Source organism: Bacillus sp. SORGH_AS_0510 (assembly GCF_030818775.1).
Classification (GTDB): domain Bacteria; phylum Bacillota; class Bacilli; order Bacillales; family Cytobacillaceae; genus Neobacillus.
Genome location: NZ_JAUTAU010000001.1, coordinates 4,001,610 through 4,028,376 on the forward strand (window position 1 = coordinate 4,001,610; position 26,767 = coordinate 4,028,376).

21 protein-coding genes and 1 pseudogene are annotated in these 26,767 nt (G+C 36.7%); 9 read left to right on the forward strand and 13 right to left on the reverse strand.

What is annotated here, in order from left to right; translation table 11 throughout:
• Positions 1-114: 114 nt before the first annotated feature.
• Positions 115-888: a 5'-nucleotidase, lipoprotein e(P4) family gene (locus tag QE429_RS20435; RefSeq protein ID WP_373463273.1), complete on the reverse strand. Its 774-nt coding sequence runs from the start codon at positions 886-888 to the stop codon at positions 115-117.
• Positions 889-1,054: 166 nt separating this feature from the next.
• Here QE429_RS20435 and QE429_RS20440 point away from each other — a divergent pair, with 166 nt between their 5' ends.
• Together QE429_RS20440 and QE429_RS20445 are read left to right on the forward strand one after the other, a co-directional pair.
• Positions 1,055-1,687, forward strand: coding sequence for a TetR/AcrR family transcriptional regulator (locus tag QE429_RS20440; protein WP_307289672.1), 633 nt, complete (start codon positions 1,055-1,057; stop codon positions 1,685-1,687).
• An 84-nt stretch (positions 1,688-1,771) separates the two neighbouring features.
• Positions 1,772-4,003, forward strand: a complete 2,232-nt coding sequence (locus tag QE429_RS20445) for an MMPL family transporter (RefSeq protein ID WP_307289673.1) — start codon at positions 1,772-1,774, stop codon at positions 4,001-4,003.
• Positions 4,004-4,052: 49 nt separating this feature from the next.
• On the opposite strand, the gene alaP is transcribed toward QE429_RS20445, so the two are convergent.
• Positions 4,053-5,453, reverse strand: coding sequence for an alanine permease AlaP (alaP, locus tag QE429_RS20450; RefSeq protein WP_307289675.1), 1,401 nt, complete (start codon positions 5,451-5,453; stop codon positions 4,053-4,055).
• 356 nt (positions 5,454-5,809) lie between these two features.
• Here alaP and QE429_RS20455 point away from each other — a divergent pair, with 356 nt between their 5' ends.
• From QE429_RS20455 to QE429_RS20470, 4 genes are all read left to right on the forward strand, one after another.
• The gene (locus QE429_RS20455; RefSeq protein WP_307289677.1) at positions 5,810-7,048 is read left to right on the forward strand and encodes a PucR family transcriptional regulator; all 1,239 of its coding nucleotides are present in this window, start codon (positions 5,810-5,812) and stop codon (positions 7,046-7,048) included.
• Between the two features lie 130 nt (positions 7,049-7,178).
• The gene (gene ald / locus QE429_RS20460) at positions 7,179-8,312 is read left to right on the forward strand and encodes an alanine dehydrogenase (RefSeq protein WP_307289679.1); all 1,134 of its coding nucleotides are present in this window, start codon (positions 7,179-7,181) and stop codon (positions 8,310-8,312) included.
• A 59-nt stretch (positions 8,313-8,371) separates the two neighbouring features.
• On the forward strand, positions 8,372-9,553 hold the full coding sequence (alr, locus tag QE429_RS20465) for an alanine racemase (protein WP_307289680.1): 1,182 nt from the start codon (positions 8,372-8,374) through the stop codon (positions 9,551-9,553).
• A gap of 161 nt (positions 9,554-9,714) precedes the next feature.
• A complete protein-coding gene (locus QE429_RS20470; RefSeq protein WP_307289682.1) occupies positions 9,715-10,314 on the forward strand; it encodes a YdhK family protein in 600 nt (199 codons plus the stop codon).
• Between the two features lie 53 nt (positions 10,315-10,367).
• Here the strand turns inward: QE429_RS20470 and QE429_RS20475 are convergent, their stop codons facing one another.
• The 4 genes from QE429_RS20475 to pssA form a co-directional block, all read right to left on the reverse strand.
• On the reverse strand, positions 10,368-11,741 hold the full coding sequence (locus QE429_RS20475) for a sensor histidine kinase (protein WP_307289683.1): 1,374 nt from the start codon (positions 11,739-11,741) through the stop codon (positions 10,368-10,370).
• Complete coding sequence (locus QE429_RS20480) at positions 11,719-12,435, reverse strand: response regulator transcription factor (RefSeq protein WP_307289684.1); 717 nt, start codon at positions 12,433-12,435, stop codon at positions 11,719-11,721. Before QE429_RS20480 ends, QE429_RS20475 begins: the two co-directional genes overlap by 23 nt.
• Before the next feature lie 58 nt (positions 12,436-12,493).
• Positions 12,494-13,771 carry a VTT domain-containing protein gene (locus tag QE429_RS20485; protein ID WP_307289685.1) on the reverse strand — a complete coding sequence of 426 codons (1,278 nt, stop codon included), beginning with the start codon at positions 13,769-13,771 and terminating at the stop codon, positions 12,494-12,496.
• Between the two features lie 207 nt (positions 13,772-13,978).
• On the reverse strand, positions 13,979-14,500 hold the full coding sequence (gene pssA / locus QE429_RS20490) for a CDP-diacylglycerol--serine O-phosphatidyltransferase (RefSeq protein ID WP_373463213.1): 522 nt from the start codon (positions 14,498-14,500) through the stop codon (positions 13,979-13,981).
• Positions 14,501-14,906: 406 nt separating this feature from the next.
• On the opposite strand from pssA, the gene QE429_RS20495 reads away from it, so the two are divergent.
• Together QE429_RS20495 and QE429_RS20500 are read left to right on the forward strand one after the other, a co-directional pair.
• The gene (locus QE429_RS20495) at positions 14,907-18,029 is read left to right on the forward strand and encodes an efflux RND transporter permease subunit (RefSeq protein WP_307289688.1); all 3,123 of its coding nucleotides are present in this window, start codon (positions 14,907-14,909) and stop codon (positions 18,027-18,029) included.
• Between the two features lie 75 nt (positions 18,030-18,104).
• Entirely contained in the window at positions 18,105-18,686 is a 582-nt protein-coding gene (locus QE429_RS20500; RefSeq protein ID WP_307289689.1) for an undecaprenyl-diphosphatase, read from the forward strand.
• A 32-nt stretch (positions 18,687-18,718) separates the two neighbouring features.
• Here QE429_RS20500 and QE429_RS20505 read toward each other — a convergent pair whose 3' ends face one another.
• The 3 genes from QE429_RS20505 to QE429_RS20515 all read right to left on the reverse strand — a co-directional run bounded on the left by QE429_RS20505 (position 18,719) and on the right by QE429_RS20515 (position 21,801).
• A complete protein-coding gene (locus QE429_RS20505; protein ID WP_307289692.1) occupies positions 18,719-20,131 on the reverse strand; it encodes a SpoVR family protein in 1,413 nt (470 codons plus the stop codon).
• A 307-nt stretch (positions 20,132-20,438) separates the two neighbouring features.
• Complete coding sequence (locus QE429_RS20510; RefSeq protein WP_307289694.1) at positions 20,439-20,756, reverse strand: DUF3889 domain-containing protein; 318 nt, start codon at positions 20,754-20,756, stop codon at positions 20,439-20,441.
• 61 nt (positions 20,757-20,817) lie between these two features.
• Entirely contained in the window at positions 20,818-21,801 is a 984-nt protein-coding gene (locus QE429_RS20515; protein ID WP_307289696.1) for a M14 family zinc carboxypeptidase, read from the reverse strand.
• 148 nt (positions 21,802-21,949) lie between these two features.
• On the opposite strand from QE429_RS20515, the gene QE429_RS20520 reads away from it, so the two are divergent.
• Positions 21,950-22,204, forward strand: coding sequence for a YhdB family protein (locus QE429_RS20520; protein WP_307289698.1), 255 nt, complete (start codon positions 21,950-21,952; stop codon positions 22,202-22,204).
• Between the two features lie 101 nt (positions 22,205-22,305).
• Here the strand turns inward: QE429_RS20520 and QE429_RS20525 are convergent, their stop codons facing one another.
• The 4 genes and pseudogenes from QE429_RS20525 to QE429_RS20540 form a co-directional block, all read right to left on the reverse strand.
• Positions 22,306-22,959 carry a response regulator gene (locus QE429_RS20525; RefSeq protein WP_307289700.1) on the reverse strand — a complete coding sequence of 218 codons (654 nt, stop codon included), beginning with the start codon at positions 22,957-22,959 and terminating at the stop codon, positions 22,306-22,308.
• 12 nt (positions 22,960-22,971) lie between these two features.
• The gene (locus QE429_RS20530) at positions 22,972-24,087 is read right to left on the reverse strand and encodes a GAF domain-containing sensor histidine kinase (protein ID WP_307289701.1); all 1,116 of its coding nucleotides are present in this window, start codon (positions 24,085-24,087) and stop codon (positions 22,972-22,974) included.
• A 140-nt stretch (positions 24,088-24,227) separates the two neighbouring features.
• Positions 24,228-24,950, reverse strand: coding sequence for an SDR family oxidoreductase (locus QE429_RS20535; protein WP_307290901.1), 723 nt, complete (start codon positions 24,948-24,950; stop codon positions 24,228-24,230).
• A 41-nt stretch (positions 24,951-24,991) separates the two neighbouring features.
• Positions 24,992-26,735: pseudogene (locus QE429_RS20540) on the reverse strand (phospho-sugar mutase).
• Positions 26,736-26,767: the final 32 nt, after the last annotated feature.

Sequence of the window (26,767 nt, forward strand, 5' to 3'; positions counted from 1 at the left end):
CATGGAGTCTACTATACTCTTTTTTTATTGGTCAGTCCAACGAAAATTATGGAGTTAAACTATAAAAATTCCCAAAACAAAACCAACACCTATTTTGATGTTGGTTCTTGTTCACTATTTTGGCATTAAGCCTTCTTTCCTCAATTTTTCCTTCTCTGCTTCCTTCATTTTATTATTATAGTCATAGATGGCTTCTTCCCAATCTCCATACATTGGATTGGGCAGGATGATGAATTTTTTTCCCCATTCATCTTTGTATTTGTCAGCAGCCTGTAATCTTCCAGAGACAGATAACTCATCCACTTGACTAAAGTCACCCAAATTATCACCAAATAATAAAACAATTTCATGATTCTTGGCTACATTTTGTCGGCGTGTCTCTTTCCCTCTTTCACCGTGCTGCATTAAAAGGACATGCTCTTTATCAGCTTGTGGTGCACCAACCATTTGAAGGTTTTTGATCGTTGCATCTTTTTGAGCTTCAAAACGGTTAGATATATAAAAAATCTCCACTCCCTTTGAATCTGCATATTTCAAGAATTCTAATGCTCCTGGTAACGGTTTAGCTTCTGCGCGGTTAAACCAATTACTCCACTCAAAGGGAATTCCATTACCAGAAACAATATACCACGCAAAATATGGGCTGTTATCCAATATCGTTTCATCAATATCAAGGACAATTGCGGGTTTTATACTTTTATCCTTTTTCTTTTTATTTAAGTATTCATCTAATCTGCATTTTCCAAGATTATAGCCTTGATAGTATAATGCTTTGGCTTCACCAGCTTTTTGAAACCACAGTACTGACATCGTATTCTGTTCATGCAGTTTTGAGGATGGTCCCGTAACCGTTTGTGCCTTGGCATCAATAGTGAAACATAATAACATTGCAATTGGTATACATATCCATTTTATCACCTTGCTCCCCCCTCTTTTATGTTGTTAGTATGGAGAAAAAAGTTCTGTTTTAAATCGCTTTACATTTTCCTATTTCTGCTATATATTTTACTTATCAATTGATAAGCAATAAATTTTGAAAGGACCCTTAATTAAAATGGGTAAAGATATTAACAAAGCAAATGAAGTAAACCCTAAAGAAACATATCAAATCATTATCAAAACTGCTGAACGTTTATTCATGGAATATGGGTATCGTGCTGTATCTACTCGACAAATTGCTGACCAATGCGGCATTACTCAGCCTGCGCTTTACCATCACTTTAAAAACAAACAAACACTATATGTAGCAGTAATTGAGCATGCACTCCATCATACTGAAAAAGATTTAAATCGGATTCTAACTAATTTCATAACTTTTCAGGATAGGCTCACTCAAATTACCACCTATATGATGGTGCAATTTGAAATGGATATGTCCCAAATGTTCCATGATATGCAACATGAAATAAGCGCTGAAGATCAGACGCGAGTTCACCAATTATGGGTTAAGGGGTTTCTTCTACCTATAGTTACAATGATTAATGATGGTGTTTCTAACGCAGAAATAAAAAAACCGGAAGAGCTTCATTCCACTTCAACAGAGATGGCTTTTTTGATACTCAATATGATTAAATCCCTCCTTGAGCCCTCCAAGATCGGGCGTCAGTCTAACAATGAGCAATCCATGATGGTACAGCACAAAGCCAAACTTATTGTTGATATATTTTTAAACGGGATTAGTCGTTAAATACGAGGCTGAATAAAGCCTTTTCTCTTTGCGTGTAGCTTATCACTTGATAAGGAAAAATATAATTGATTGGAGTGATTAACTTTGGAGAAGAAATGGATAGAAAAATTCGGAAATACAATTAGCGGAAAAAAAGGAAGATGGATTGTCCTTTTTGCATGGCTTATCCTTGCAACTGTTTTGAATGTCACTCTTCCTCAAGCAAATTCACAAAAGAATGAAATGGCGCCAAATTTGGCTAAAGACACTTGGTCTGAACAGGCAAATTCAGTAGCTGAACGAGAATTTCCTTCCAGTTCAGGGACTCCTGCACTTTTAACCTGGTACCGTTCTTCAGGATTAACCGACAATGATATATCATCTATACAAAAATATACAAAGGATATAACCGAGAACCCAGTCGTTTCACAGGACACTGTGGTTCCGTTTTATCAATTCCCACTTCCCGTTTTAAAGGAACAGCTATCAAAAGACGGCACAACCCTAATTTTGCCCGTAACCTTTAAAAAAGGGGCCGACAAGGAAAAAATAGCGGAAGGATTAGAGCAGCTTAAAGAAAAATCCAGCTCTATTTTTACAACAGACCCAACTAAAACCAAAATAAATGACGCAAACAACTTAGTACTACGTGTTACAGGACCAGCAGGTATCGCGCAAGATGCAACTGAATTGTTTAGTCAAGGGGACCTTTCATTACTGTTTGGGACAGTTGCTATCGTTCTTGTACTCTTACTCTTGATTTACCGCTCCCCTATTTTAGCTCTAATACCTTTACTTGGCGTGGGAATTGCATACGGTGTAATTAGCCCCATTCTTGGGGGAATTGGAAAAGCAGGTTGGGCCGTCTTCGACTCACAGGCACTTTCCATTATGACCGTTCTTCTTTTTGGAGCCGGCACTGACTATTGTTTATTCCTTATTTCTAGATTTAGAAGTTATTTGGAAGTAGAAAATGATAAGCGAGTTGCTATGATTCGCTCATTGAAAGGGTCTTCCGGTGCCATTGCCATGAGCGGTCTTACAGTTGTATTTTCACTGTTAGTGTTATTGTTATCCAGATACGGTTCCATCCACCGGTTTGCTATTCCTTTTAGTGTATCCATCTTAATTATGATGGTGGCAAGTCTGACACTTATCCCTGCTTTATTAAGTATTTTTGGGAGAGTCTCCTTCTTCCCGCTGATTCCACGTACAAGGGAAATGCAGGAAGATCGTGCTCGAAAAAAAGGCAAAACATTAAAATTGAAGGTCAAGAAAGAGGGGTTCGGCTTAAAGCTTGGGAACTTTATTATTAAAAGACCAAAGCTGATAATGACGGCAACCATTCTTTTCCTTGGAGTATTTGCTTTGTTCTCTACTAAGATTCAATATACCTATGATACTTTATCATCTTTCCCAAAAGATATGCCATCAAGAGAAGGGTTCAACTTAATCTCTGAACACTTTAATCCCGGCGAACTCGCACCTGTTCAAGTAATTCTGCAAACTGATGGAAAAGAAAGTTCTGTAAAAAGTGAATTAGAAAAGTTGTCTTATGTGGCACATATATCTGAGGCAAAACAAGGTACGATGGATGAAAATATAATTAGCTACAATGTGGAATTTAACGTAAATCCATATTCAAATAAAGCAATGGATTATATCCCAGATCTCCGTAAAAAAGTTGAACACATAATGAAAAAAGACGGGGTGGCTGATCCTACAAAAAAAGTATGGATTGGCGGCCAAACTGCCGAACAGTATGATACAAGATTAACAACAACAGACGATGCAAAAGTCATTATTCCAATTGTTATTGGAATCATCGCATTACTTTTATTAGTCTACCTTCGGTCAGTGACAAGCATGCTTTATTTAATTCTAACAGTTCTCTTATCATATTTTAGTGCGCTTGGCCTAGGTTGGGCTATTCTACATTATTTGTTTGATGTAGATGCCATTCAAGGATTTATTCCGCTCTATTCTTTTGTATTTATTGTCGCATTAGGGGAAGATTACAACATCTTTATGATTTCTAGCATCTGGAAAAAGAGCAAAGAGATGCCCCTACTCCAAGCCATTAAAGAAGGGGTGGCTGAATCAGGAGCTGTTATTACTTCTGCAGGTCTAATCCTTGCGGGAACCTTTGCAATTTTAACCACTTTACCAATTCAAGTACTCGTACATTTTGGTACTATTACTGCAATAGGCGTTTTGTTAGATACATTTATTGTTCGGCCACTGCTCGTTCCAGCGATTACTGTCTTACTCGGAAAATGGGCATTCTGGCCTTCTAAACGAAACTTATTAGCGGTAGAACGAAACGGTGAAGAATAACAAAGCAAAAAAGCAGTGGAGAAAAATCCACTGCTTTTTCATTCTACAACTAGCCAACACGTTTTTTCGATGAAGGTTGAAGGGATTCTTTTTTATGGAATCCTTTCAAATAATACACAGCAACTAATAGAATTAAAAACAAAGGTCCGATTACAAGCGCAATTCGAGTATCAGGATTATATGCCATCAGCCCTATAACAAATGCTAAAAACGCTAAGGCAATATAAGAGGTATAAGGGAAGAAAGGCACCTTATATTTTAATGATTTTACCTCACTTTGTTTTAACGTTTTACGGTAACGAAGTTGTGATAGAAGGATAATCGCCCAAGTCCAAATAGCTCCGAACGTTGCAATGCTTGTTACCCAAGTAAAGACCTTAGCTGGAACGATATAATTTAAAACAACTCCGATTAGCAAAGCACCAGCAGATGCTAGGACAGCAGTGCCAGGAACGCCAGTTTTTGTAATTTTACCAAAGTTCTTTGGCGCTTCACCATGTTCAGCAAGGTTAAACAACATTCTTGCTGTACTGAAAATGCCACTATTACAAGACGAAAGAGCAGCTGTAAGTACAACGAAGTTAATAATTCCAGCCGCACCTGGAATTCCAATCTTCTCAAATGTAAGAACGAACGGACTTCCTTTTGTGCCAATCTCTTCCCAAGGGTAGATAGACATGATAACAAACAAAGCACCTACGTAAAAAATAAGAATACGCCAGAACACAGAATCAATTGCTCTTGCAAGAGATTTTTCTGGGTTTTTTACTTCACCTGCAGTAACACCGATCATTTCTATTCCAAGATACGCAAACATAACCATTTGTAATGAAAGCAATACACCTTTAATTCCATTTGGGAACAAACCGCCATGCTGCCATAAATTATGAATACCAGTAGCAATTCCGCCATTTCCTAATCCGAAGAAGATCATCCCTGCTCCGACAACAATCATGGCAAGTATCGTAACAATTTTTATGAGAGCAAACCAAAATTCAAGTTCTCCATAGGCTTTTACTGCTAAGAAATTAACCGTAGCCATGATGACAAGTGCTGCTAACGCCCATATCCAGCGTGGAACATCTGGATACCAGTATTCCATATAAATTCCAACAGCTGTGATTTCTGCCATACAAGTGACTATCCATAAGAACCAATAATTCCACCCTGTAATGTAGCCAGCAAGAGGTCCTAAATAATCGCGAGCATATTTACTAAAGGAACCGGCTACTGGCTTTTGAATAGCCATTTCCCCAAGTGCTCTCATAATAAAAAACATGATTAAACCACTAAATGCATAACCAAGCAGTATCCCTGGTCCAGCCATTTTAATCGCTGTCGCAGACCCAAGAAATAAACCAACCCCAATAGCTGCCCCTAAAGACATTAACGTTATATGTCTTTCTTCTAATCCGCGATGAAGTTCTTTCCCATGAGTGTTATTACTCATACCATAACCTCCCCTTGATGATCAAACCTCTAATCTCCCATTATCCACTTTGTTAAAACACACAACCAATTACTAATAAACTTTCTTAAAATAAAAATAATACTATTATTTCGTAGAAAAATCATTATTTATTTAGCTCTAAACCTCCTTTTGAGAATGTGTTAGCGCTTACAAATTAGTTTTCACGAAGATAAAAACTATTGTGAAAAATACTTGAAATTATCTTAACATTTTTGTGAACAAAGTTTTTTGTAGAAAAACGAGAAATTTCTACATTTTTTTTGTAAAATTAAACAAAGGAAAAAATATTTGCGTAAACAGCTGACCATTTTTCATATATCTTGGAGGAAAAGAGTTTGAACACAAGACATCATGATCCATTTAAAATAGCCTTTGAAACCCTCGATGAATTTGCTGATATCATTAGTCAAGTTCTTCAGTGTCCAATCACCATTGAAGATGCAAATCACCGTCTTCTTGCCTATAGTACACATGACGAACGGACAGATCCTGCTAGAATATCTACCATTATTGGCCGTAGGGTACCTGAGAAAGTAATTAATCAATTATGGAAGGAAGGGACCATTCCCGCCCTACTAAAAACGGATGAACCAATCCGTGTTAAAAGCATGAACGATATTGGTCTTGGGGACCGAGTGGCTATTTCCATTTGGAAACAGAATGAAGTATTAGGATTTATTTGGGCCATTGAGATTGATAAAACCTTAACAGATGAGGACTTTACATTATTAAAAAAAGCTGCAGATGCTGTAAAGAACAAACTTCTTCAGCTTCAAACCAGAAAAAATAAAAAAGAAGAACGCTCACAGGAATTTTTCTGGAAACTATTAACTGGTCACTTAACAAATAAAGAAGAAATAATCCAACACTTCCAAGCATTGCAAATTACTCCTCCATCCAGCTTTGCTGTGTTTGTTTTTCAGTTCCAACAAAACATCACTAATAAAGAAGAACATGATATCTCCTATCTATTAAAAACAGCTCAGCAAATGCAAATCGTATTAAATACGATTGACTGCAATCATCTAATCTTGTTGGTACAAGCATCTTATATTGAGAATCCATTTGAAGAGCTTGACAACTTTGCAAAAAACATTGTTTTAAAAATGAAAGATCGTTTTGGAATGAAGAACATCAATCCTGTCTACAGTAGTATCTACTCCGACTATCAAAAAATTGGTAAAGCATATAAAGAAGCATTGCATGTTATATCCATTAAAGAAAAATTCCCAAGTGAAACAAATGATATCTTCAGTTATCAAAGACTAGGTATTTATCAACTGTTTGAGATGATCCAAATGAAAAGAAAAGATGAAGATTATGAAAACTACGCTTTAAAGAGGCTCCAAGAATATGACCTTAAACATAAAAGTAATCTTATTGAAACGTTAGAAGTCTTTTTAAATAAGGACTCTAACATTAATGATGCAGCCAAAGAATTAAATGTCCATGCAAACACGCTAAATTACCGGCTCAAGCGCATTACCGAAATTGGTGAAGTTAATTTCAAGGACCCTAATCAAAAAATGATTCTTTATATTGATTTAAAGTTGGCAAAATACCAGGGGATTTGAACATTTTGTGAAAATCCCCAAAAAGAATGAAAATCTTTCTCCTTTCTAAACAAAGAAATTCTTTTGTAAACGTTTTATACTTTAGCCATAGCAAGTCAAACAATAGTTTTTTAGGGGAGGAAATAAAATTATGTTTATTGGGGTTCCTAAGGAAATTAAAAATAATGAAAATCGTGTAGCGCTTACTCCAGCTGGGGTTGTTTCATTTTTAAATGCTGGTCATAAAGTTTTAATTGAAAAAGATGCTGGAATTGGAAGCGGTTTCACTAATGAAGATTATGCCAAAGCTGGTGCTGAAATTATCGAAACAGCTGAACAAGTTTGGACAACTTCAGACATGATCATGAAGGTTAAAGAGCCTTTATCAAGCGAATACAAGTACTTCCGTCAAGGATTAGTCTTATTTACTTATTTACACCTTGCAGCAGAGCCTGCATTAGCTGAAGCATTAAAGCAATCTGGCGTTATTGCAATTGCTTATGAAACAGTATCAGTTAACAGAACTCTTCCACTTCTAACTCCTATGAGTGAAGTAGCAGGACGTATGGCTGCTCAAATTGGTGCACAGTTCTTACAAAAAAATAATGGCGGACAAGGAATTCTTCTTGCAGGTGTGCCAGGAGTTAATCGTGGTAAAGTTACCATTGTTGGTGGTGGTATCGTTGGTACAAACGCAGCTAAAATGGCAATCGGTCTAGGTGCTGATGTAACTATCATCGATTTAAGTGCGGACCGTCTCCGTCAACTTGATGATATCTTTGGAAATCAAATCAAAACATTAATGTCAAATCCTTTCAATATCGCTGAGGCTGTTGCTGAAGCTGACCTTTTAATTGGTGCGGTTTTAATTCCTGGAGCAAAAGCGCCTAAGCTTGTAACTGAGGAAATGGTTATGGCTATGAAGCCTGGTTCCGTAATTGTCGATGTAGCTATCGACCAAGGTGGAATCGTCGAATCAATCGATCATGTAACAACACATGATAACCCAACATTTGTTAAGCACGGTGTAGTACATTATTCTGTTGCTAACATGCCTGGAGCAGTTCCAAGAACTTCTACAATTGCTCTAACAAACGTTACAGTACCATATGCATTACAGATTGCTAACAAAGGGGTATTCAAAGCTATTTCTGAAAATGCTGCATTATTGCTTGGTGTGAACGTGGCTAATGGTGAAATCACTTACGAAGCAGTAGCAAAAGATCTTGGCTATAACTATGTACCAGTAGAAAAAGCTTTAGAAAAAGAACTAGCAGCTAACTAATAGTACTCATCCCCTCAAGAAGTTTCTTGAGGGGATTTTTCTTTAAGGGGATGGTCTAGATGCAGCAACATAGTTACCGTGATACTTGGGCCGAAATTTCACTTGACCATATTCAAGAAAATATGACCCAGTTTAGACAATTTGTACAACAGCATTCTAAATTAATGGCAGTCGTGAAAGCAGATGGATATGGTCATGGGGCAATAGAAGTCGCAAAGGCATCCATTTTAGCAGGTGCGGACTATTTAGGGGTTGCCTTATTAGATGAAGCCATCCAGCTGAGAAAGGCTGGGATATCCACACCTATTCTCATTCTCGGTTATACACCTCCACGCTCTGTCAGAGAGGCCATTTTGGCCAATATTACCTTAACCGTATTTGACCATGATGTTTTGGACGAAGTTATTGTCCAATCGTCTCAATTATGTAAAACTGCTACTGTTCATGTAAAAGTTGATACCGGTATGTCCAGAATTGGCGTAAGCTCCCCTATCGAAGTAGTGAGACTTGCCAAAAAAGCACTTGCTGCTAAATCCATCTATCTTGAAGGGATATTTACCCATTTTGCTCATGCGGACAGTGAAGATCCATCATACACGTATGAACAATTCAGCAAGTTTCAATCTATTGTGGAATATCTGGTTAGTAAAAATATACATGTGCCAATTAAGCATTGTTGCAACAGCGCAGCTACAATGAATTTTCCAGAAATGCATCTGGATATGGTTAGAATCGGGATAGCCATGTACGGATTATCCCCAGACAAATCATTAAAAAATCATTCAATTCACCTTAAGCAAGCAATGAGTTTTAAAACAAGAATTGCTGCAATCAAAAATGTTGAAACCTCTCAGCCCATTAGCTATGGATGTACTTTTAAACCGGATAAAGATAGCAAGATTGCCACTCTCCCAGTTGGTTATGCTGATGGCCTATCCCGACTCCTGTCTAATAAGGGAAAAGTTCTAATTGGCGAACATTTTGCTCAAATTACAGGGCGAGTGTGTATGGACCAAACTATGATTGATGTATCGGGTGTAGATAATTGTTTAGTCGGTGATGAAGTTACCATTTTTGGGGCTAATCATTCCTCCTTTCAATCTGTAGATCACCTGGCAGATTGGATGGGCACTATTAATTATGAAGTCGTTTGTTTAATTGGGAAACGTGTACCAAGAGTGTATTTGTTAACAGATACACTAAATTTAGAACTAGAAGAAATTAGATGTCTTGTAAACTAAAAAATAACCCCTCTTCTAACACAAGAGGGGTTATTTCAATATATGTGTAATTTTTTTATTAAAGGGAATAACAATTTTAGAAAACCCAGCTATGATCTGTTCTGCATAAATTCTGCACATTTTAGTAATAAGATGATTATGTAATAATGTTTAAGGAGGTAATGATAGTGAAAAAACGTACTGTACTATTTCTTTTTACCGTGATTTCAGCTATCCTTTTAGCGGCGTGTACCAATGACACTGGGAAAACAAATATGAATCAAGGTGAGAAAAAAACAGAACAAGAAAAGAATTCAAGTAATATGAACCATGAAGGTATGGAAGGCATGAATCATTCAAGTACTGGTGAAGTACCAAAAGATTTAAAAGAAGCCGACAATCCAACCTTTAAGGTTGGAAGTCATGCAATAATTCACGCAGACCATATGGAAGGAATGGATGGTGCAGAAGCAACCATTGTAGGGGCTTATGATACTACTGTTTATACAATTTCTTATACACCGACAACTGGTGGAGACAAAGTGACAAATCATAAATGGATTATACATGAAGAAATTAAAGACGCTGGTGACAAGCCCTACAATCCAGGGGATGAAATTACAGTAGAGGCAGATCATATGAAGGGGATGAAGGGTGCGACTGCTGTAATTGATTCAGCCCAAGAAACAACAGTTTATATGGTTGATTACACACCGACAACTGGTGGAGACAAAGTGACAAATCATAAATGGGTAACAGAAGGCGAACTTTCAGCTAAGTAATAATTGTAAAAGTTTAAGGAATAGCCCTTACATATTTGGCTATTCCTTTTTCACTATAACTTATTTAAATTTCCATTATTAATTGGTAAAAGTAACTCTACATTGGTTCCTGATCCTTCTTCACTTTTTATTTTAATGTCACCTTTGTGTAAGTTTATAATACTTTTAGCAATATTGAGACCTAATCCAGAACCTCCAGTTTCCCGGCTTCTTGCTTTATCTACTCGATAAAATCGTTCAAAAATATTTTCTATCTCATCCTTTGGTATTCCAATTCCATAATCTTTTATATCGATAATTGCATATTGCTGATTCTTTTTAATGAAGACTTCAATTCTGTCATTGCTATATTTAATTGCATTATCAAGCAAAATGATGATGACCTGCTTAATCTTTAATTCATCTGCACGAATGATGATTGGAATTTCCTCATAATCTAATGTTATTTCCCGCTTATAAACATCTTTTAGTTGTTTTAAAATATCTTTGCATAAATTAATCAAATTAACTTCGTTTATTTCTAATACATTTTCTTTCTCCAATGTGGCTAATTCTAAAAAAGTTTCAGTCATTTTTTGTATCCTGGTTGCCTCTGAATGAATGGCTATAATAGCTTCTTCCGCCATTTCTTTATTATCTAATCCGTGTCTCCTTAGAAGATTAGCATAGCTCTTAATGACTGTTAATGGTGTCTTTAATTCATGTGATGCATCCGAAACAAACTGTTTTTGTCTTTCCATATTTATTAGAAGCCTATTAATCATACGATTAAATGTTCTCGCCAACGTTTGGAGTTCATCTTTTGTCTTATTTTGAACGGTAATGGTCTTAGGAACACCGCTTTTTTCTATTTCCTCCATCGTTTTAATCATATTAGAAATCGGTCTCATAATCATATTAGCTAGCCATCTTCCTCCCAACAAAGATAATAAAGCAGCTAATACCGTACCAATAATTAGGATTGCCCTAAGCATTTCTTTTCTGGCTTCTAGCCCTCGTAAACGTTCACCCATTTCCAAAGTTTTAGTTCCATTATTAAATGGTACACGAACAATTAACACTTCCTCTTCCCCATGTTCAGTAGAAATCAAACGGGTATTTGCTTGTTTTATTAAGGTATGATTTCCTTTCATTTTTTTTGAAAGGAACTTGTCATTTGTCACCTCATAAATCAACTTATTCTGTTGATCGATAATTCGAATATAGGAATGTTCTGTTAAATAGTCTTCTAATTCACCTTTCAACAGATTTGATGGTTGGGTTGTATTAATTTCTTTTAGGATATCCCCTGCTTTTTGAAAAAGGATATCTTTTTCCATATTTACTGTTGTTTTCATAAATAATAAAAACACAACGAAATTTATAAGAATTAATATACACAGCATCCAAGTCGTCGTTAATAAATTAATTTTTGTTGTGATCTTCATCATTAATCTCCCTTATGGTAAAACCAATTCCTCTTATAGTAGTAATTAATTGAGTAGGGAAGTCTTCATCAATTTTTTTTCTAAGATGTCTAATAAAAACATCAATTACATTCGTTTCACCCTCATATTCATATCCCCAAACCTTAAGAATAATGTTATCTCGTGTAACCACTTTATTTTTATTGATTACTAGATACACTAAGAAATCATATTCCTTTGGTGTTAATGTAATAGATTTTCTTCCTCTTTTTACTTCTCTAGTTTCTGTGTTTATGACTAGATCGTCCACTGTCAAAATGGAATTCTCATCGTTGGATTCTCCATTTTTAGGAGTATTTCGAAGGCATGCACGTATTCGCGCTAGTAATTCTTCTATTTCAAACGGTTTTGTGACATAGTCATTCGCTCCCTGATCCAATCCCGCTACTTTATCAAAAGTAGTATTTCTTGCTGTTAGAAGAATGACGGGCGTATTACAGTTTTCCTTCCTTAATCTTCTTAAAACATCTATCCCACTTAACCCAGGCAACATTACATCCAACAAAATCAAGTCCACTTTCGATTGCAAGGCGGTTTCCAATCCTGCCTTCCCATCATGTTCCACTGTTACTTGATAACCCTCATACTCTAATTCCACTTTTAACACGCGCGCAATCTGAACTTCATCTTCAATGACAAGAATATGTGTACTCATCTACACTCATCCCTTCTAACCAATAGTCAATAAACCCCTTTGTTACCTTCATTTCCGCTTAATACTTTTCCATTACAAGCCGTAACATTTCAAACAATAAGATATTAAAAACGATCCAGACACAGCCATATACATAACCACCAACAATATCACTTGGCAGTGCATTATTCGATGCAATAGTTTCAATTGCTATACCTATTAATAAGATAAATCCAAAGAAACTTCCCAAAATAAGCTTATAATTCTTTTGCGAATGTCGGTTAAGTAAAAATAAACATGCTCCATAAATAATGATCGTAATAGTAGCGTTTAAATCAGGAAATTTATCAGAATGATACTTTCCTGTGAACCCAATCGATTCAAGATAGCTAAAAATTTGTATGATTGTTTCATGAAACAGCCTTGCTCCTAATATTGAAACGATGAGTAAAAGATATTCTAAGAGTTTGTTCTTTCCCTTTCTCCAAATCTTTATTATTGTTACCCCAATTAATACACCTAAGGCATATTGAGTTTCGAATACTAAAAATATCTTCATCCATTTCATATAAACTACAGAATGTACCATGTATTCAACAATTTGATTGAATTGAGTGAACTCATTATATAAATAATCTTGAGCTAGTCCAAGCATTAACGTAACCAGACCAATTAAAACTAAAGTAAGGAAAATTAGAAATATCTCTGTAGTTCTTATTGTTTTCAATCGTACAATCAATTGCTCTAACAAATGAATAAGAAATTCTTTAATTTCAACTTTATAATATCGATAAGCTAAATACGCTAGTAACACTATTGAAAATACAATAATAAAAATTATAAGATATTTACTTGCTGATTGATGGAAAGCATGCCAACGAGGTCCCAAAACTTTACCTAAAGTAATAAAACAAATGCCCCATAGAAATATTCCAGTGTATGCAGGAATGAAAAATTTTCTAAAAGGCATTCTGGAAATCCCCGAAATATAACCTGTAAAATGTCTTATACCTGGAATAAAATAGGCAAAGACCAACAGTTTACTGCCTGACCGATCAAACCAAGCAGCCGTTTTATTAAATTTTTCAGGTCCAAGGTGGATGAATTTACCATATTTTTCAATTAATTTATAACCTCCAGCATTGCCAATCCAGTACGTTACGGTAATACCAACACCACCTGAAATAAAGACTGTTAAGAGTGCCAAAATGTAATTCATTTTCCCCTGAAATACGAAATAGCCAGCATAGCTCATTAAAAATTCACCTGATATTGGCAGAGCTAAAAGCTCTAGAAAAATACCAATGAATAATATCAGATAACTGTGTTGTTCAAATAATGTTATTAAATATGACATATTAATGCCTCCATTGTTTCTGAAAAGGAAAACAACCTATAAGCGAACGATCATCGTTAGCTTTATTTACAATGTACCACCATTATAAAGTGAATTTTATTTTTTAATGGATTTTTAATGTTTTATTAAGAGTACAAAAAGGTTAATACATAAAATAAAAAAGCTAAATCCCTTCGAAAAGGTTATTAGCTTTTTTTGAATTATAGATTAAAGTTTTTTTATCCTGATGGGACTCACCATTAACAGAGCGAGAATTAAGGTAATCCATGCATTGCTATATGAAAAGAACCCCATTGCAGCTAGCGGCAAACCAGCGGCTGGAATTGGCAATCCGCTAAAGTAGCCAATTGTAGGTTTCACATTAAACCTAGCTAATCTTAGCGCACCCATTATAGGGAAAAGGATAAATGCCAAAGAAGTGAAAAGGGACGGTGATGCAATGGTATGAAATATCAGCGCAGGAGCAACACCAAAACTAACAATATCCGCTAAGGAATCCAATTGAACACCTACTTCACTATTAACTTTTAATCCTCTTGCAATCCTCCCGTCAAGTAGATCAAAAATAGCTGAAAAGAAAATTAAAATAGAGGCTACTTCTAAAAAGCCACTCATATTACAGGTAATTGAAAGAACACCACACAATAAGTTTCCCATTGTAAATAAATTCGGTACCACTTTTGCTACTTGACTAAACAAGGTAGTTCCTCCTGACTCTAATAGTTTCATTAATATATTTAAGATTTTCTATATATATCCTTCCGCTTATTCTTTAAACCACATTTTACATTTTGGCTCTGTTAAACTTGCCTATTGATTTCCGCTCCAGGCACTTCGCTTTCCGTGGGTGTTTCGGCGAGCCTCCTCGGCTCATGCGCCTGCGGGGTCTCCCCTGAACCATACTCCCACAGGAGTCTTCGTGCCTTCCTCTCCAATAAATAGGTATATAAATCAACACTGTTCTTTAACATAGCCTACATTTTAATAAAATTTTAATGATTTGTTAGGGGAATATACAGGTTTCTTTTATATCATTAACTTGCCCAATTTTGTTAAAGTACCATTCTCAAATTCATTACAAACACGAAAAAGTTATTTGGGTTAAGTTGATATAAAACTATGGGGAGGAAAACCATTGAAAAGACTAGTAGAGGCGACCATGCAAAGAGCCATTCTAATGATTGTATGTGTGGTTATCATTTTGGCTTGGGGAGGTATTTCAGCTTACCAAATGCAAAGAGATTATTTGCCTGGGATTAACAATACTACCCTTTCAGTAAGTATGAGAGTTCCTGGGTATCAAGCTGCTCAGGTCAAACAGCAAGTAACCGATAATCTGGCAAGCGCCGTGAAAATAGTGGATGGTTTGTCCAATGTGGAAAGTACATCTTATGACGGCGGATTATTTATGAGTTTGTATTTTCCTATGAATACAGACATGAAGGTAGCAGAGGATCAAGTAAATAAAGCCTTGGCAAATGCCGATCTTCCATCGACCATAACGAGCACACCTTCGGTAACACGATTAACTACTAGCTCCTTTCCAATTTTGACATACAGCGTTACAAGTTCAAAATTGGATGAACAAACTTTACGTTCCACTGCCACTCAGGAAATTGTGAAACAATTAAAATCTGTTCCTGGTGTATCGGATGTATCCGTCATTGGGGGAGCAAAAGATGGATATGTATTAACAGTTCGTATGAAAGACCTTGTGAAAAACGGTTTAACATTAGATGATGTGAACAAATCGTTTGCATTAGCAGTTCCTTCTATGCCACAAGGGAATATCATTAACAACCAATTATCTATACCGGTTTCGTTTGATGGTTTACCGTTAACAGTCCAGCAAATGGAAAACGCAACAATTAAGAATAAAGAAGGAAAAGTAATTCCTGTATCAGCGTTCGGGACCATTACACATTCATTAAATGACTTAAAAACGGTTTCTAGAACAAATGGAGCACCAAGTGTCACATTAAATGTCATCAAAACACCATCAGCCAATATTACGGATGTAGCTAAGCAAGTCAAAGACCGTGTATCACATCTTCAATTGGATACCGTAAATCCAAAAGATGTTTCTTTCAAAGTTCTACTTGACCGAGAAAAAGAATTAAACAGTTCTCTTTTCGGACTAGTTCGAGAAGGGTTACTTGGCTCTTTATTCTCTATGATTTGTGTGTTTTTCTTCTTCCGAAATGTAAGAAGTACACTATTAATTGCTATTTCATTGCCAATTTCATTACTGGCAACGACAGCTTTCTTAAAATCAATGGGTATAACCTTAAACATTTTAACCGTTTCAGGTTTTATTGTAGCGATGGGCCGTATTGTCGATGACTCGATTGTAATCTTAGACAATATGTATAGAAAACGCGAAGAACAGCAGGATAAACCATTGCTTTCTATTCTTGCTTCATCTGTCATTGAAATGATTCCAGCGATTTTAGGTTCTACATTAACGACCATTGCTGTTTATATTCCGATTGCTTTTGTCGGAGGGGTAATCAGTGCTTCATATAGCGGATTTGCATGGTCAGTCGTTATTGCTCTCATCATTTCATTCTTTGTCGCAATGCTTGTCATCCCTGCACTTGCTTTTATGGGATGGAAAGGAGGAAACGGAGAAAAACAAACGGTCAAACTCGATTCTAAAATGAAGCCAATCTTGCAATCGGCTTTTAAACATAAGAAAGCAATGATTATTGTTTCAATCTTAGTGTTCTTGGCTGCTGGTATTTATTCCGCTTTCCTTCCTGTAAGTTTATTACCTAGTGGAAAAATCGGACAAATTGCTATTAAAGCAGAATTGCCGAAGGGAAGCACATTAATTCAAGTGGATTCTGAAGTGCAAAAGATCGAAAAAGCATTGAAAGAAAATCACAAGATTACGGCATACTCAGCCAATTTCGGTTCAACCATGACTCCACAAAGTGATGATGTGTTCGACCAGGGTGGTGGCTTTATTACCTATCCAAATGTCGCTAACCTTTCCGTTGTATTAAAAAACGACAAAGATGCTGATTCTGTCATTAAACAATTACAAGAGCAGCTTCCTTCTTTATCTAAAGATGTTACTTATACAGTCACAAGCCAGAACATCTCTGGTGATGATTCACAAATGCGTATTCTGTTTACAGGTGCAGATCAAGCTTCTCTGGACCAGGTTGCTCAAGAAGCAAGAACAGAGTTATCGAAAATTGGTAACTTAAGCGTAGATGGAAAAGTGGATTTAACAAATGGTTCGCCTAAGTATAAGATTACTTTTGACAAAAAAGCGATAGAAGAGAATGGCGTAAAAGTGGCTGATATTCTTACGGTCATTAATCGTTATATGTCTTCATCGAAAGATGCCACCATTACAATTGATCATAAAGCACTACCTGTGGATCAATATTTGGATCAAATTGAAACTGGAACGAACTCAAGCATTTCGTTGCATGCAACTGCCAATGATGTTTTAGCCTCTCTTTCTGCTGAGACATTACCTGGAGCTAATGGTGAAATAATACGATTAGACCAAATCGCTAAAATTTCAAATGATACCACTCCTTCAACCATTAGTGAACGAGATGGACAGCCGTTCTCCCTTGTTACAGCACAGATAACATCAAATGATATTAGTAAAGTGTCTAGCCAAGCGGAAAAAGCATTAAGCACCATGAAACTACCTAAAGATGTAACGTATTCATTGGGTGGTATTACTCAACAAGTAAAAGATATGATTTTCGATATGTCAGTTGCAGTAGCTTTCTCTATTCTTTTAGTATTGCTCATTACCTCCTCTATCTTCAAAGGATGGAGAGCACCTATATCGGTACTTTTAAGCATTCCACTAGCATTAAGTGGTGTCGTTATCGCTTTAATTTTATTCCATGGAGAATGGAACTTAGCAGCTTTAATCGGTATCCTAATGCTTACCGGTATTGTAGTGACGAATGGAATTGTGTTGATTGATAAAATTGAAAGAAATAGAAAAGATGGAATGCCGGTTAAAGAAGCTGTACTTTACGGAAGTCTTTCACGGATTAGGCCGATATTAATGACAGCAGCGGCAACCGTTCTTACATTACTACCACTTGCATTTTCACACAGTGTCGATACTGTCATTTCTCAAACGCTCGGTATTGTCGTAATTGGTGGGATGGTAACTTCAACAATCAACAGTTTTATCATCATCCCGATTATTTATGAGTGGTTGCATAAAAAGTCTGTATCAAAAACTATTACAACAAATGCAAGAACTACAAACTAGGATATTTTATTGAAGTTTTGAATCTCGCTTCATTGAGTAGCAATGCAGCGAGAAAACTAGAAATGAGGAGATAGAATGAATTATCATATATTTCAAGCGATCAACCAGCTTGCTGGTCATCATCCTTTTATTGACACGGTAATGATATTAACAACGCAATATGCATTGATTGTTTACGCCATCGTTTTACTTCTTATGTGGTTTTTAGGTAAAGACCACTCTAAATATACAGTTGTTTATGCAGCAATAACTGGTGGTTTAGGCTTGCTAATAAACTTTGTGATAGGTCATATTTATTATGAACCACGTCCATTTGTAACTCATAAAGTTCATCTACTAATTCAGCATGCAAAAGATGCTTCGTTTCCAAGCGACCATACAACAGGGGCGTTTTCCCTAGCTCTTGCGATATTGTTGCGCCATCGAAAAATTGGGTTAAGTATGCTGTTGTTTGCAATAGTAACAGGGATTTCTCGTATTTATGTTGGACATCACTATCCATTGGATGTAATTGGCAGCATTTTTGTAAGTGTATTTGTAAGTATACTTATTTACAAATTAAGCTCTTTGTTAAATCCCATCCCTAAAACAATAATCTTTATTTATAATCAAATCCCTTTAATTCCAAAAACTAAACAAAAAATAGGTCACTACTAAAGGGACAGCTAAACTAGCTGTCCCCCCGTTTTTTATAGGTACTTACGATGAACTCCTTTACCATCATAAGAAAATAACATCCGTCTTTCTTCAATCATCGTTTCCATGTGAACAGGTCTGCCCCAAAGCTGTTGAATATATGGGAGAACTTTTTCAAGATACTTTACGTCTAATTCAACACCTTCGTACCAATGCTTTAAATAAAGCTCTCCATTCTTCATATAATCTCCGTCGTTTACCGTAATGTAAGGAAATCCTCCATTTACCCGCATATTTACGAGCTGATCACGAATATGTTCCCACTCTTTATCAACAATTTTATAATCGCGCCCCTGCTTTTGGAACAGATACATATCCTCTCTCATAACTAAATCCTTATTTAAGTAATTGCGAAGGAAGGAGATATCGGATTCTACTTCCCGTACCTCAAACATTTTTTCTCTTCCAGAACCAGGTTTAACTCCTCTTCGCTTCATTTCTTCCGTTGGATTATTATACCGTTCTTCAATATCCTCGAAAATTTTTATTCCAAGGTAATATGGATTTATTCCTGTCTTGGATGGCTGTACAACTCCCGCATTTAACTTCGCAAATTCAATGGCTTCTCCGCTGGTTAAATCCATTTCCCTTAAAATCCGCTGGTGCCAATAAGAAGCCCAGCCCTCATTCATGATTTTTGTCTCAAGCTGTGGCCAGAAGTAGAGCATTTCCTCCCGCATCATTGTTAAGATATCTCGTTGCCAATCTTCTAGCTCTCTACTGTAAGTTTCAATAAATAACAATATATCCTTTTCGGGGCGTGGCGGAAACTTCTTTTTCCTTGGTTGAAGGGATTCTTTTTTATTTCTTTCATCCAAATTCCATAGGTCATCATAGGGTGTAGCAGCAATAGGATTTCCCTCATCTTCCTCATCATCCCCGATTGACCATGACAGCTTTGGCCTCATGAGAGAAGGGTCAATATGCTCGTCAATTGCTAACACCGCATCAAGGAAGGTTTCTACCTCTTTCTTTCCATATTGAATCTCATATTGGTGAATTCTTTCTGCAGTTGCTGCCATACTCTCTACCATATCGCGCTTCGTATTTTGGAAACGGACATTGTTTTTAAAGAAATCACAATGAGCTAACACGTGAGCAACAATCAACTTATTTTGGATTAGTGTATTCGAGTCTAATAAAAATGCGTAACATGGATTAGAGTTAATGACAAGTTCATAAATCTTACTCAACCCTAGGTCATAATGAAGCTTCATTTTGTGAAATTGCTTTCCAAAACTCCAATGCGAGAATCTAGTGGGCATTCCATAGGCTCCAAATGTATAAATAATTTCTGCGGGACAGATTTCATAACGCATGGGATAAAAGTCCAATCCAAAACCACTTGCAATTTCGGTAATTTCACTGATTGCATATTCTAGTGATTTACGCTCATCCGAATTCATTGCCATTCCCCCCTTTTCCTCTTATCACAATGTATGAACAAAAGCTGGGAATGATGAAAAGAAAAGCGTAAGCGCCTTGGTCAGCCCCGACAGGCAAATGTTCTTCTGCAAGAAAAGTCGCTCTTTGACTTTGGCAGAAGAACATTTGACCCGAGCTGTAACAATCATCGCTTTATCAAGCCATGATTGTTACAAGATACTCAAGGAAGAATAATCAGGATGAAAACTGGCTAGGCGCTGAAGCTGAACAATTTTCGAAGTCGATTTTGCTTTCTTATAATATTAAAAAAACAATAAGCAAGATCGCTTATTGTTTTTGAGTTTCAACGGTTAAATTAAGAAGTTTTTTATTAGTTAAGTCATGATTTACTCTGATAATGACAAAGAAGTTTTGATTGTTTTCTTGAACTTTAAAACGAAAACCATCCTCCACCTTTGAAGAATCCATCTTTTTACGGCCTAGATATTCATAATCTCGAATTGGGCTACCAGGAAAGTCTGCTTGTACCACCGACATTGCAATCCTGCCGTATTTTTCATAGTCAGGTTTCTGTGCATGGCTCTGATTGGTAAAACTGACCAAAATAAACGCCGCCATTAGTATAGAAATAAGTGTTTTTTTCAAGAAATTCCCCTCCATTTTATTAGGCTACTTCTATTTTCCCCAAGCTGTATGTCGTTATGAATTAATTAGGGATTTTTTCCGCTTCTTTAGCAAGTTTAAGCCCTACCAATCGATTCCGTTTCCATTCTGTTTTAAAAACGGATAATGGAGGGTTCGTTTCTCCAACTAGGTAACTTATTTCAATCGTCATTGCAGGACGGTGGTAAGTAGTAATGAACCAATCTGTAAATCCGCCTCCTGTTGCCTTTTTTGGTGGCTTTGCTAATTTGTATCCCGTAATTTTAGCTATTTTTTTCGCAAGCTTCCTATCCCTTTTTAGATGTTTTCCATTTTTATAATTCCAAAAAATTTCTCTTCCCGCAGAATGATAAGCTACCGCAAGTGATGGATTAACCTCCTTAATAAAGTTCGTTAGTGCAATCACTTCCTTTGCTTCAAGCGGTCTCTTTCCTTTGTAAAATTGATAATGTGGTGATGTCGGCTGCATAGGAAGTTCAGTCCACCCTGCAGGATACTGCCTATTAAGGTCAATCCCCGTTCCATTTGCTTTCCACCTTGAAAAATTACTCGAATTGTTATTCATGATTTGTAAACGATTGAATTGTTTTGCGGGGATTCCTTCGAAATGATTTTGTTGAATTGTTACTCCATCTGGATTTAACATTGGAACAAACCAGATGGAAACCTCATTAAGAATAGAAGTGGAAGTCAAAGGGAACCTTCCCGTTTTTTCATAAGTAGCTGCATAGGTTTCAAGCATTTTCATCAAAAGCATACTGGTTAACCACTCACGTCCATGGTGAGCGCCAATTAAAACGATATTTCGTTTTCCCTTCCCTACCTTTATTGCCCAAATTTCTCTTCCAAAATGAGTCGTTCCAATAGATTTAACCTCTAATTGACCATTATGCTGTTTTTTCAATTGAGTGATGTCATTTTCTAACTGTTCATAGGAATAGGCTTTATTCGTATGAACCACCTTAGCTGCTGTAGGAGTTATGGAATAAAAAAGGATAATTATAAAAGCACAAAAGAATTTATTCATGTGACCTCCTCGTAACCAATTGAATGAATAAATAAACAGGTAAAACTTGAAAACCTTATGAACATTGGGTGTCCAACATTTTCTGCGAAAGTTATCTTCAGAATGTCATACAATAATCTCAACTCCTAGTAAGGAGGAGAGAAAGTAAATGAATAAACTGGATTATGACCGGGCGTTATATTATACACACCGGTCCGAATGGGATAATTTGCTTATATTAATGGTGCGGACAAAAGATCAGTTTTTGTCCAAGAGAATTGAACAGTTCCTTCATGCTTACAACTTTGAACGTGACTACACTGTGATTGAAACAAAACTTTATAATCTGCTTCGTTACATCGACCATGCAAACGAAACTATAGAGGCAGATCCAAATGAGATACCGATGTATAGTCTTTCCTGAAAAACCAAGTGGATACAGAGTTATATGTGAGAATTTTTTACAACCGGACTAAAGAATTCCACCACCAAAAAACCGGCTCCCTAAAAAGGAGCCGGTTTAAATTATCCTATTTTATCATTTTTGGTTACACCATTTCGAACGGCAAAAAGCGCAGCCTGCGTCCGATCAGCAAGTTCCAACTTTGCTAAAACATTAGAAACATGTGTCTTAACTGTCTTTTCAGTTATGAAAAGCGAAGAGGCAATTTCTTTATTGCTTTTTCCGCTTGCTATTTCTTTCAGAACTTCCAACTCTCTTTTGGTCAAATCATCTAAAGGATTTACGGCATTTCGCTTTGCAGTTAAATGTGTTAATAAATGTGTTGTGGCTTTTGGGTGTAATTGGTTTTCACCGCTCATTAACATTTTAATTGCTCTAACTAACTCATCCGGCTCAATGTCCTTTAATTGATAGCCAGAGGCCCCAGCTTCTATAGCAGGGATAACATGATTTTGATCAGAAAAGCTTGTTAATATCATAATCTTCATCTGTGGATGTTTTCCTTTAATGATTCGTGTTGCTTCAATCCCATCCATTACCGGCATAACTAAATCCATTAATACAAGATCCGGCATTAATTGATCAACTAATTCAACCGCTTCTTCCCCATTTTTTGCTTCTCCAACAATCTCAATATTCTCCTGTGTTTTAAGAAAAAACACTAAACCTCGCCGTACCACATGATGGTCATCAGCGATTAATATTCGAATGTTCAAAATGATTCCTCCCTAAAACGGAATACTTACTTGTATATGTGTCCCTTGATTTAGTTCACTATTTAAATAAAAGGTTCCGCCTAATGACTCGGCTCTGTTTCTCATGCTCTTGAGTCCTAACGAAGGAAGCTCTTTTCCTTCGTGATAAGTGAAGCCGCATCCACTGTCTTTTATTTCAATCGTTATCCTATTATCACTGCCAGTCACAACCAAGTGGATATCCGATTGTTGTGAATGTTTCTTGCAGTTAGCTAATGCCTCTTGGCTAATGCGAAAAACAGCTTCTTCTATTCTACTTGGCAGATGAATGACTCCGTTTATTTTTATATTCGTTTTTAATCCCAGCATCTCACCGTAGCTAGCTAATGCGCTGACGATCCCTTTCTCTAATCCTTTTGGGCGGAGTTGCCAGATAAGCGCCCTCATTTCATTTAATGCTTCCTGTGCTAAATCTTGAATATAACCAAAGGTCTCTTTGACTTCTACCTCTTTTGTCATTTCTTTCCCACCACGGGCAGTTAAGCTTAAGGAGAAAAGTAGCTGATTGACAGAATCATGCAAATCTCTAGCTAATCTATTTCTTTCAGCCGTTAAAGCTATTTCTTGCTCTCTTTGGGTTAAATGGATTCTTTTTAAAGCTGAGCCGATTTGCAAAGCTACTGACTCCAATAATGCTAACTCTTCTTCATTAAACCTTGTTTTATTGGGGGAACCGACATTTAATAATCCGAACTTTTCTTTACCCGCTTTAAGTGGCACCGTTGCATGATGGGTTAATCCCCATGTATCCCCTAACTCCTGTTCAATTGCATCCTCCAGACGCATACATTCAATAATATTGGTTGCTTTATCTATTCGGCCCTTATTATAGCGGTCAATACACCAGCAATCACCTTTACACATGGGAGAAAAATTATTATCCGATAATGCAGGGGGAAGATTTTCTTTAGCTGCTAATGTGAATGATCCATCAGCATCAATAAGGAAAATCCATCCTGTTTGTAAACCGGTTACGTGCAAAAGCTTTCTTAATACCTCTGAAAGTACATTGTTTATGTCTGTTCCTTGATTTAGAAGTTCAGCAATATCTTTTAAAATTTGTAAATCAGAATGGTGACATGTACTCATCAATAAATCCCCCTGAAAATTCAAACTCTTGAAATTATTATAACGCTTTTCTCGTTTGAAAACCTTAGAAAAAAGAAGGGTTCCATCTACGACTAAAGACTGAAAAAAAAAGAGGCTAACTAGGAGTTAACCTCTTTTTATTATGCAATAGGATATTGCTGTGCGAATGGGTGTATGACAATTTCATCAATTAACATATGCTTCGGAGCGGAAGCCATGTACACAACTGCGTTTGCGATATCTTCTACTTTTAGCCAGTCTTTCTTCTCAGGGAGACCTTGGGTAGATTCAGCAAAGTATGTATCAACCATACCAGGGTTAATCGTTCCCACTCTTATACCGTACTCCCGAACTTCTTGTGCAACAGAGCCGGAGAAACCTTGTACTGCATACTTTGTAGCTGTATATGCTGCACCATTAGGAATAGTATAGCGTGCAACATCCGAAGAGATAGTTATAATCGTTCCTGATTTTCTTTCTTTCATATGTGGAAGAACGGCTTTAGTTGCTAAAAAAACACCCTGTACATTGACTTCAAATACCTGTTTCCATTCTTCTAACGTTATTTCCTCTGTTAATTTAAAGAAGCCTACTCCTGCGTTATTAACTAGGAGGTCGACTGCTCCGTATACTTCAATTGTCTTCTTAACTACATTCACCATATCCTCTTCTTTTGAAACGTCTGCCTGAATTGGAGTAATACTAGCTAAGCCACTCTTCTTTAATTCGTCTGCAGTTTCAAAAATTTGTGAGGAACTACCTACAATCGTAAGTTTCATACCTTGTTCTGCAAGTTTAACAGCAATCTCTCTACCAATACCACGTGATGCCCCAGTAATAATTGCAATTTGATCTTTAAGCATAGTTGTTCTTCCTTTCATGTTGAATAGCCATTGTTTCATTTCTATCCTTCTTGAAGCACCTTTAGCTTTTTTTCCACTAGATCCATGAATTCTTTTTCTACCTTGTGTAGCTTTCCTTTACTATCAGCGAGGCTTATACTGTTTACTCCAAAGTAAAATTTAACCTTTGGTTCAGTTCCAGAAGGTCTTAAGCAGATCCATGTACCATCTTCAAATGTATATTTTAGCACATTTGACTTTGGCAATAGGATTTTTTCTTCATGATTATTTTGTTAGCCTAATGCCTGTTAAATAATCCTCAATTGAAACTACCCTTAAGCTGCCAAGAGTTGTAATCGATTCCTTACGGAAAGATGCCAATAAGTTCTGAATAACTTCTGCTCCCGCCTTGCCCTTTAGTGTTAAGGAACGGAGCCCTTCTTGATAAAATCCGTATTTTTCAAAGACCTTCATCATTCCATCGAATAGGGATAACCCTTGCTTTTTATAAAACGCACAAACTTCTGTTGCAAGCAGTGCAGCCTGAACGGCATCTTTGTCCCTGGCGAAATCGCCTATTAAATAGCCGTATGACTCTTCATAGCCAAATAGGTAGGTATATTTCCCTGTTTCTTCATATTCCTTTATTTTTTCAGCAATAAACTTGAAGCCGGTTAAAACATCAATCGTTTCTAGACCGTATGCAGAAGCGATCTTTCTACCTAATTCCGATGTAACAATCGTTTTCAAAACTACACCGTTTGAAGGTAATGTGCCTTTCTCCTTTTTCTGTGAGAGGAGATATTCTAGCAATAAAGCACCTGTTTGATTACCTGTAAGCACTACGTACTCTCCTTCATCATTACGCACCGCAATCCCGAGACGGTCGGCATCCGGATCTGTTGCAATTAATAAATCTGCTTCAACGTTTAAACCGTCACGAATAGCTAATTGGAATGCAGCATGTTCTTCAGGATTTGGACTTTTTACAGTTGAAAACTCGGGATCCGGTAGCTCCTGTTCCTTTACAACTGTTACATTCTTATATCCCAATGCAGAGAGTGCTGAACGTACTGGTTTATTAGCTGTTCCATGTAATGGAGTAAAAACAACTGATACATCCGTTTCACCAGATAAGTGGGGATTTTCTGAGATTGATAAGAGCTTTTCAATATAGGCTTTGTCTATCTCTGAACCAATTGTTTTTATCAATCCAGAAACCCTCAATTTCTCTTCACTATCGACTTCAATTAATAATTCGTTTTGAATTTCATTTACCTTTGCGATCACTTCGTCCGCACTATTTGGGGGGAGTTGACCACCATCATCTCCATATACCTTGTAGCCATTATATTCTGGTGGATTATGGCTGGCCGTAATGACAATACCAGAAAAAGCATGTAAATATCTTAATGCATAGGATAGTTCGGGGGTCGGTCTTAAATCATCAAATAGATAGGTTTGTATTCCTTTTGTTGCAAGTGTTTTTGCAGCTTCTAGAGCGAATTCTGGCGATTTATGACGTGAATCATATGCAATAACTACCCCTCTATTTTTCGCATCTATCCCTTGTTCTTCTATGTATGCAGCCAGACCAGCAGATGCCTTGCGAACGGTATAGATATTCATACGATTAGTCCCTGCACCAATCTCTCCGCGCATCCCGCCAGTGCCGAATTCTAAATTCTTATAAAAAGCCTCTTCCATTTGTTTATCGTCAGTTTTCCACTCTTCTAACTGAGCTTTTAACTCTGAATCTAATCCGTCAAACTCCATCCAACTTTTTGCAACTGCTTTCCAATTCATTATGTTTCTTCCTCCTCTTCAGTCTAATTTAT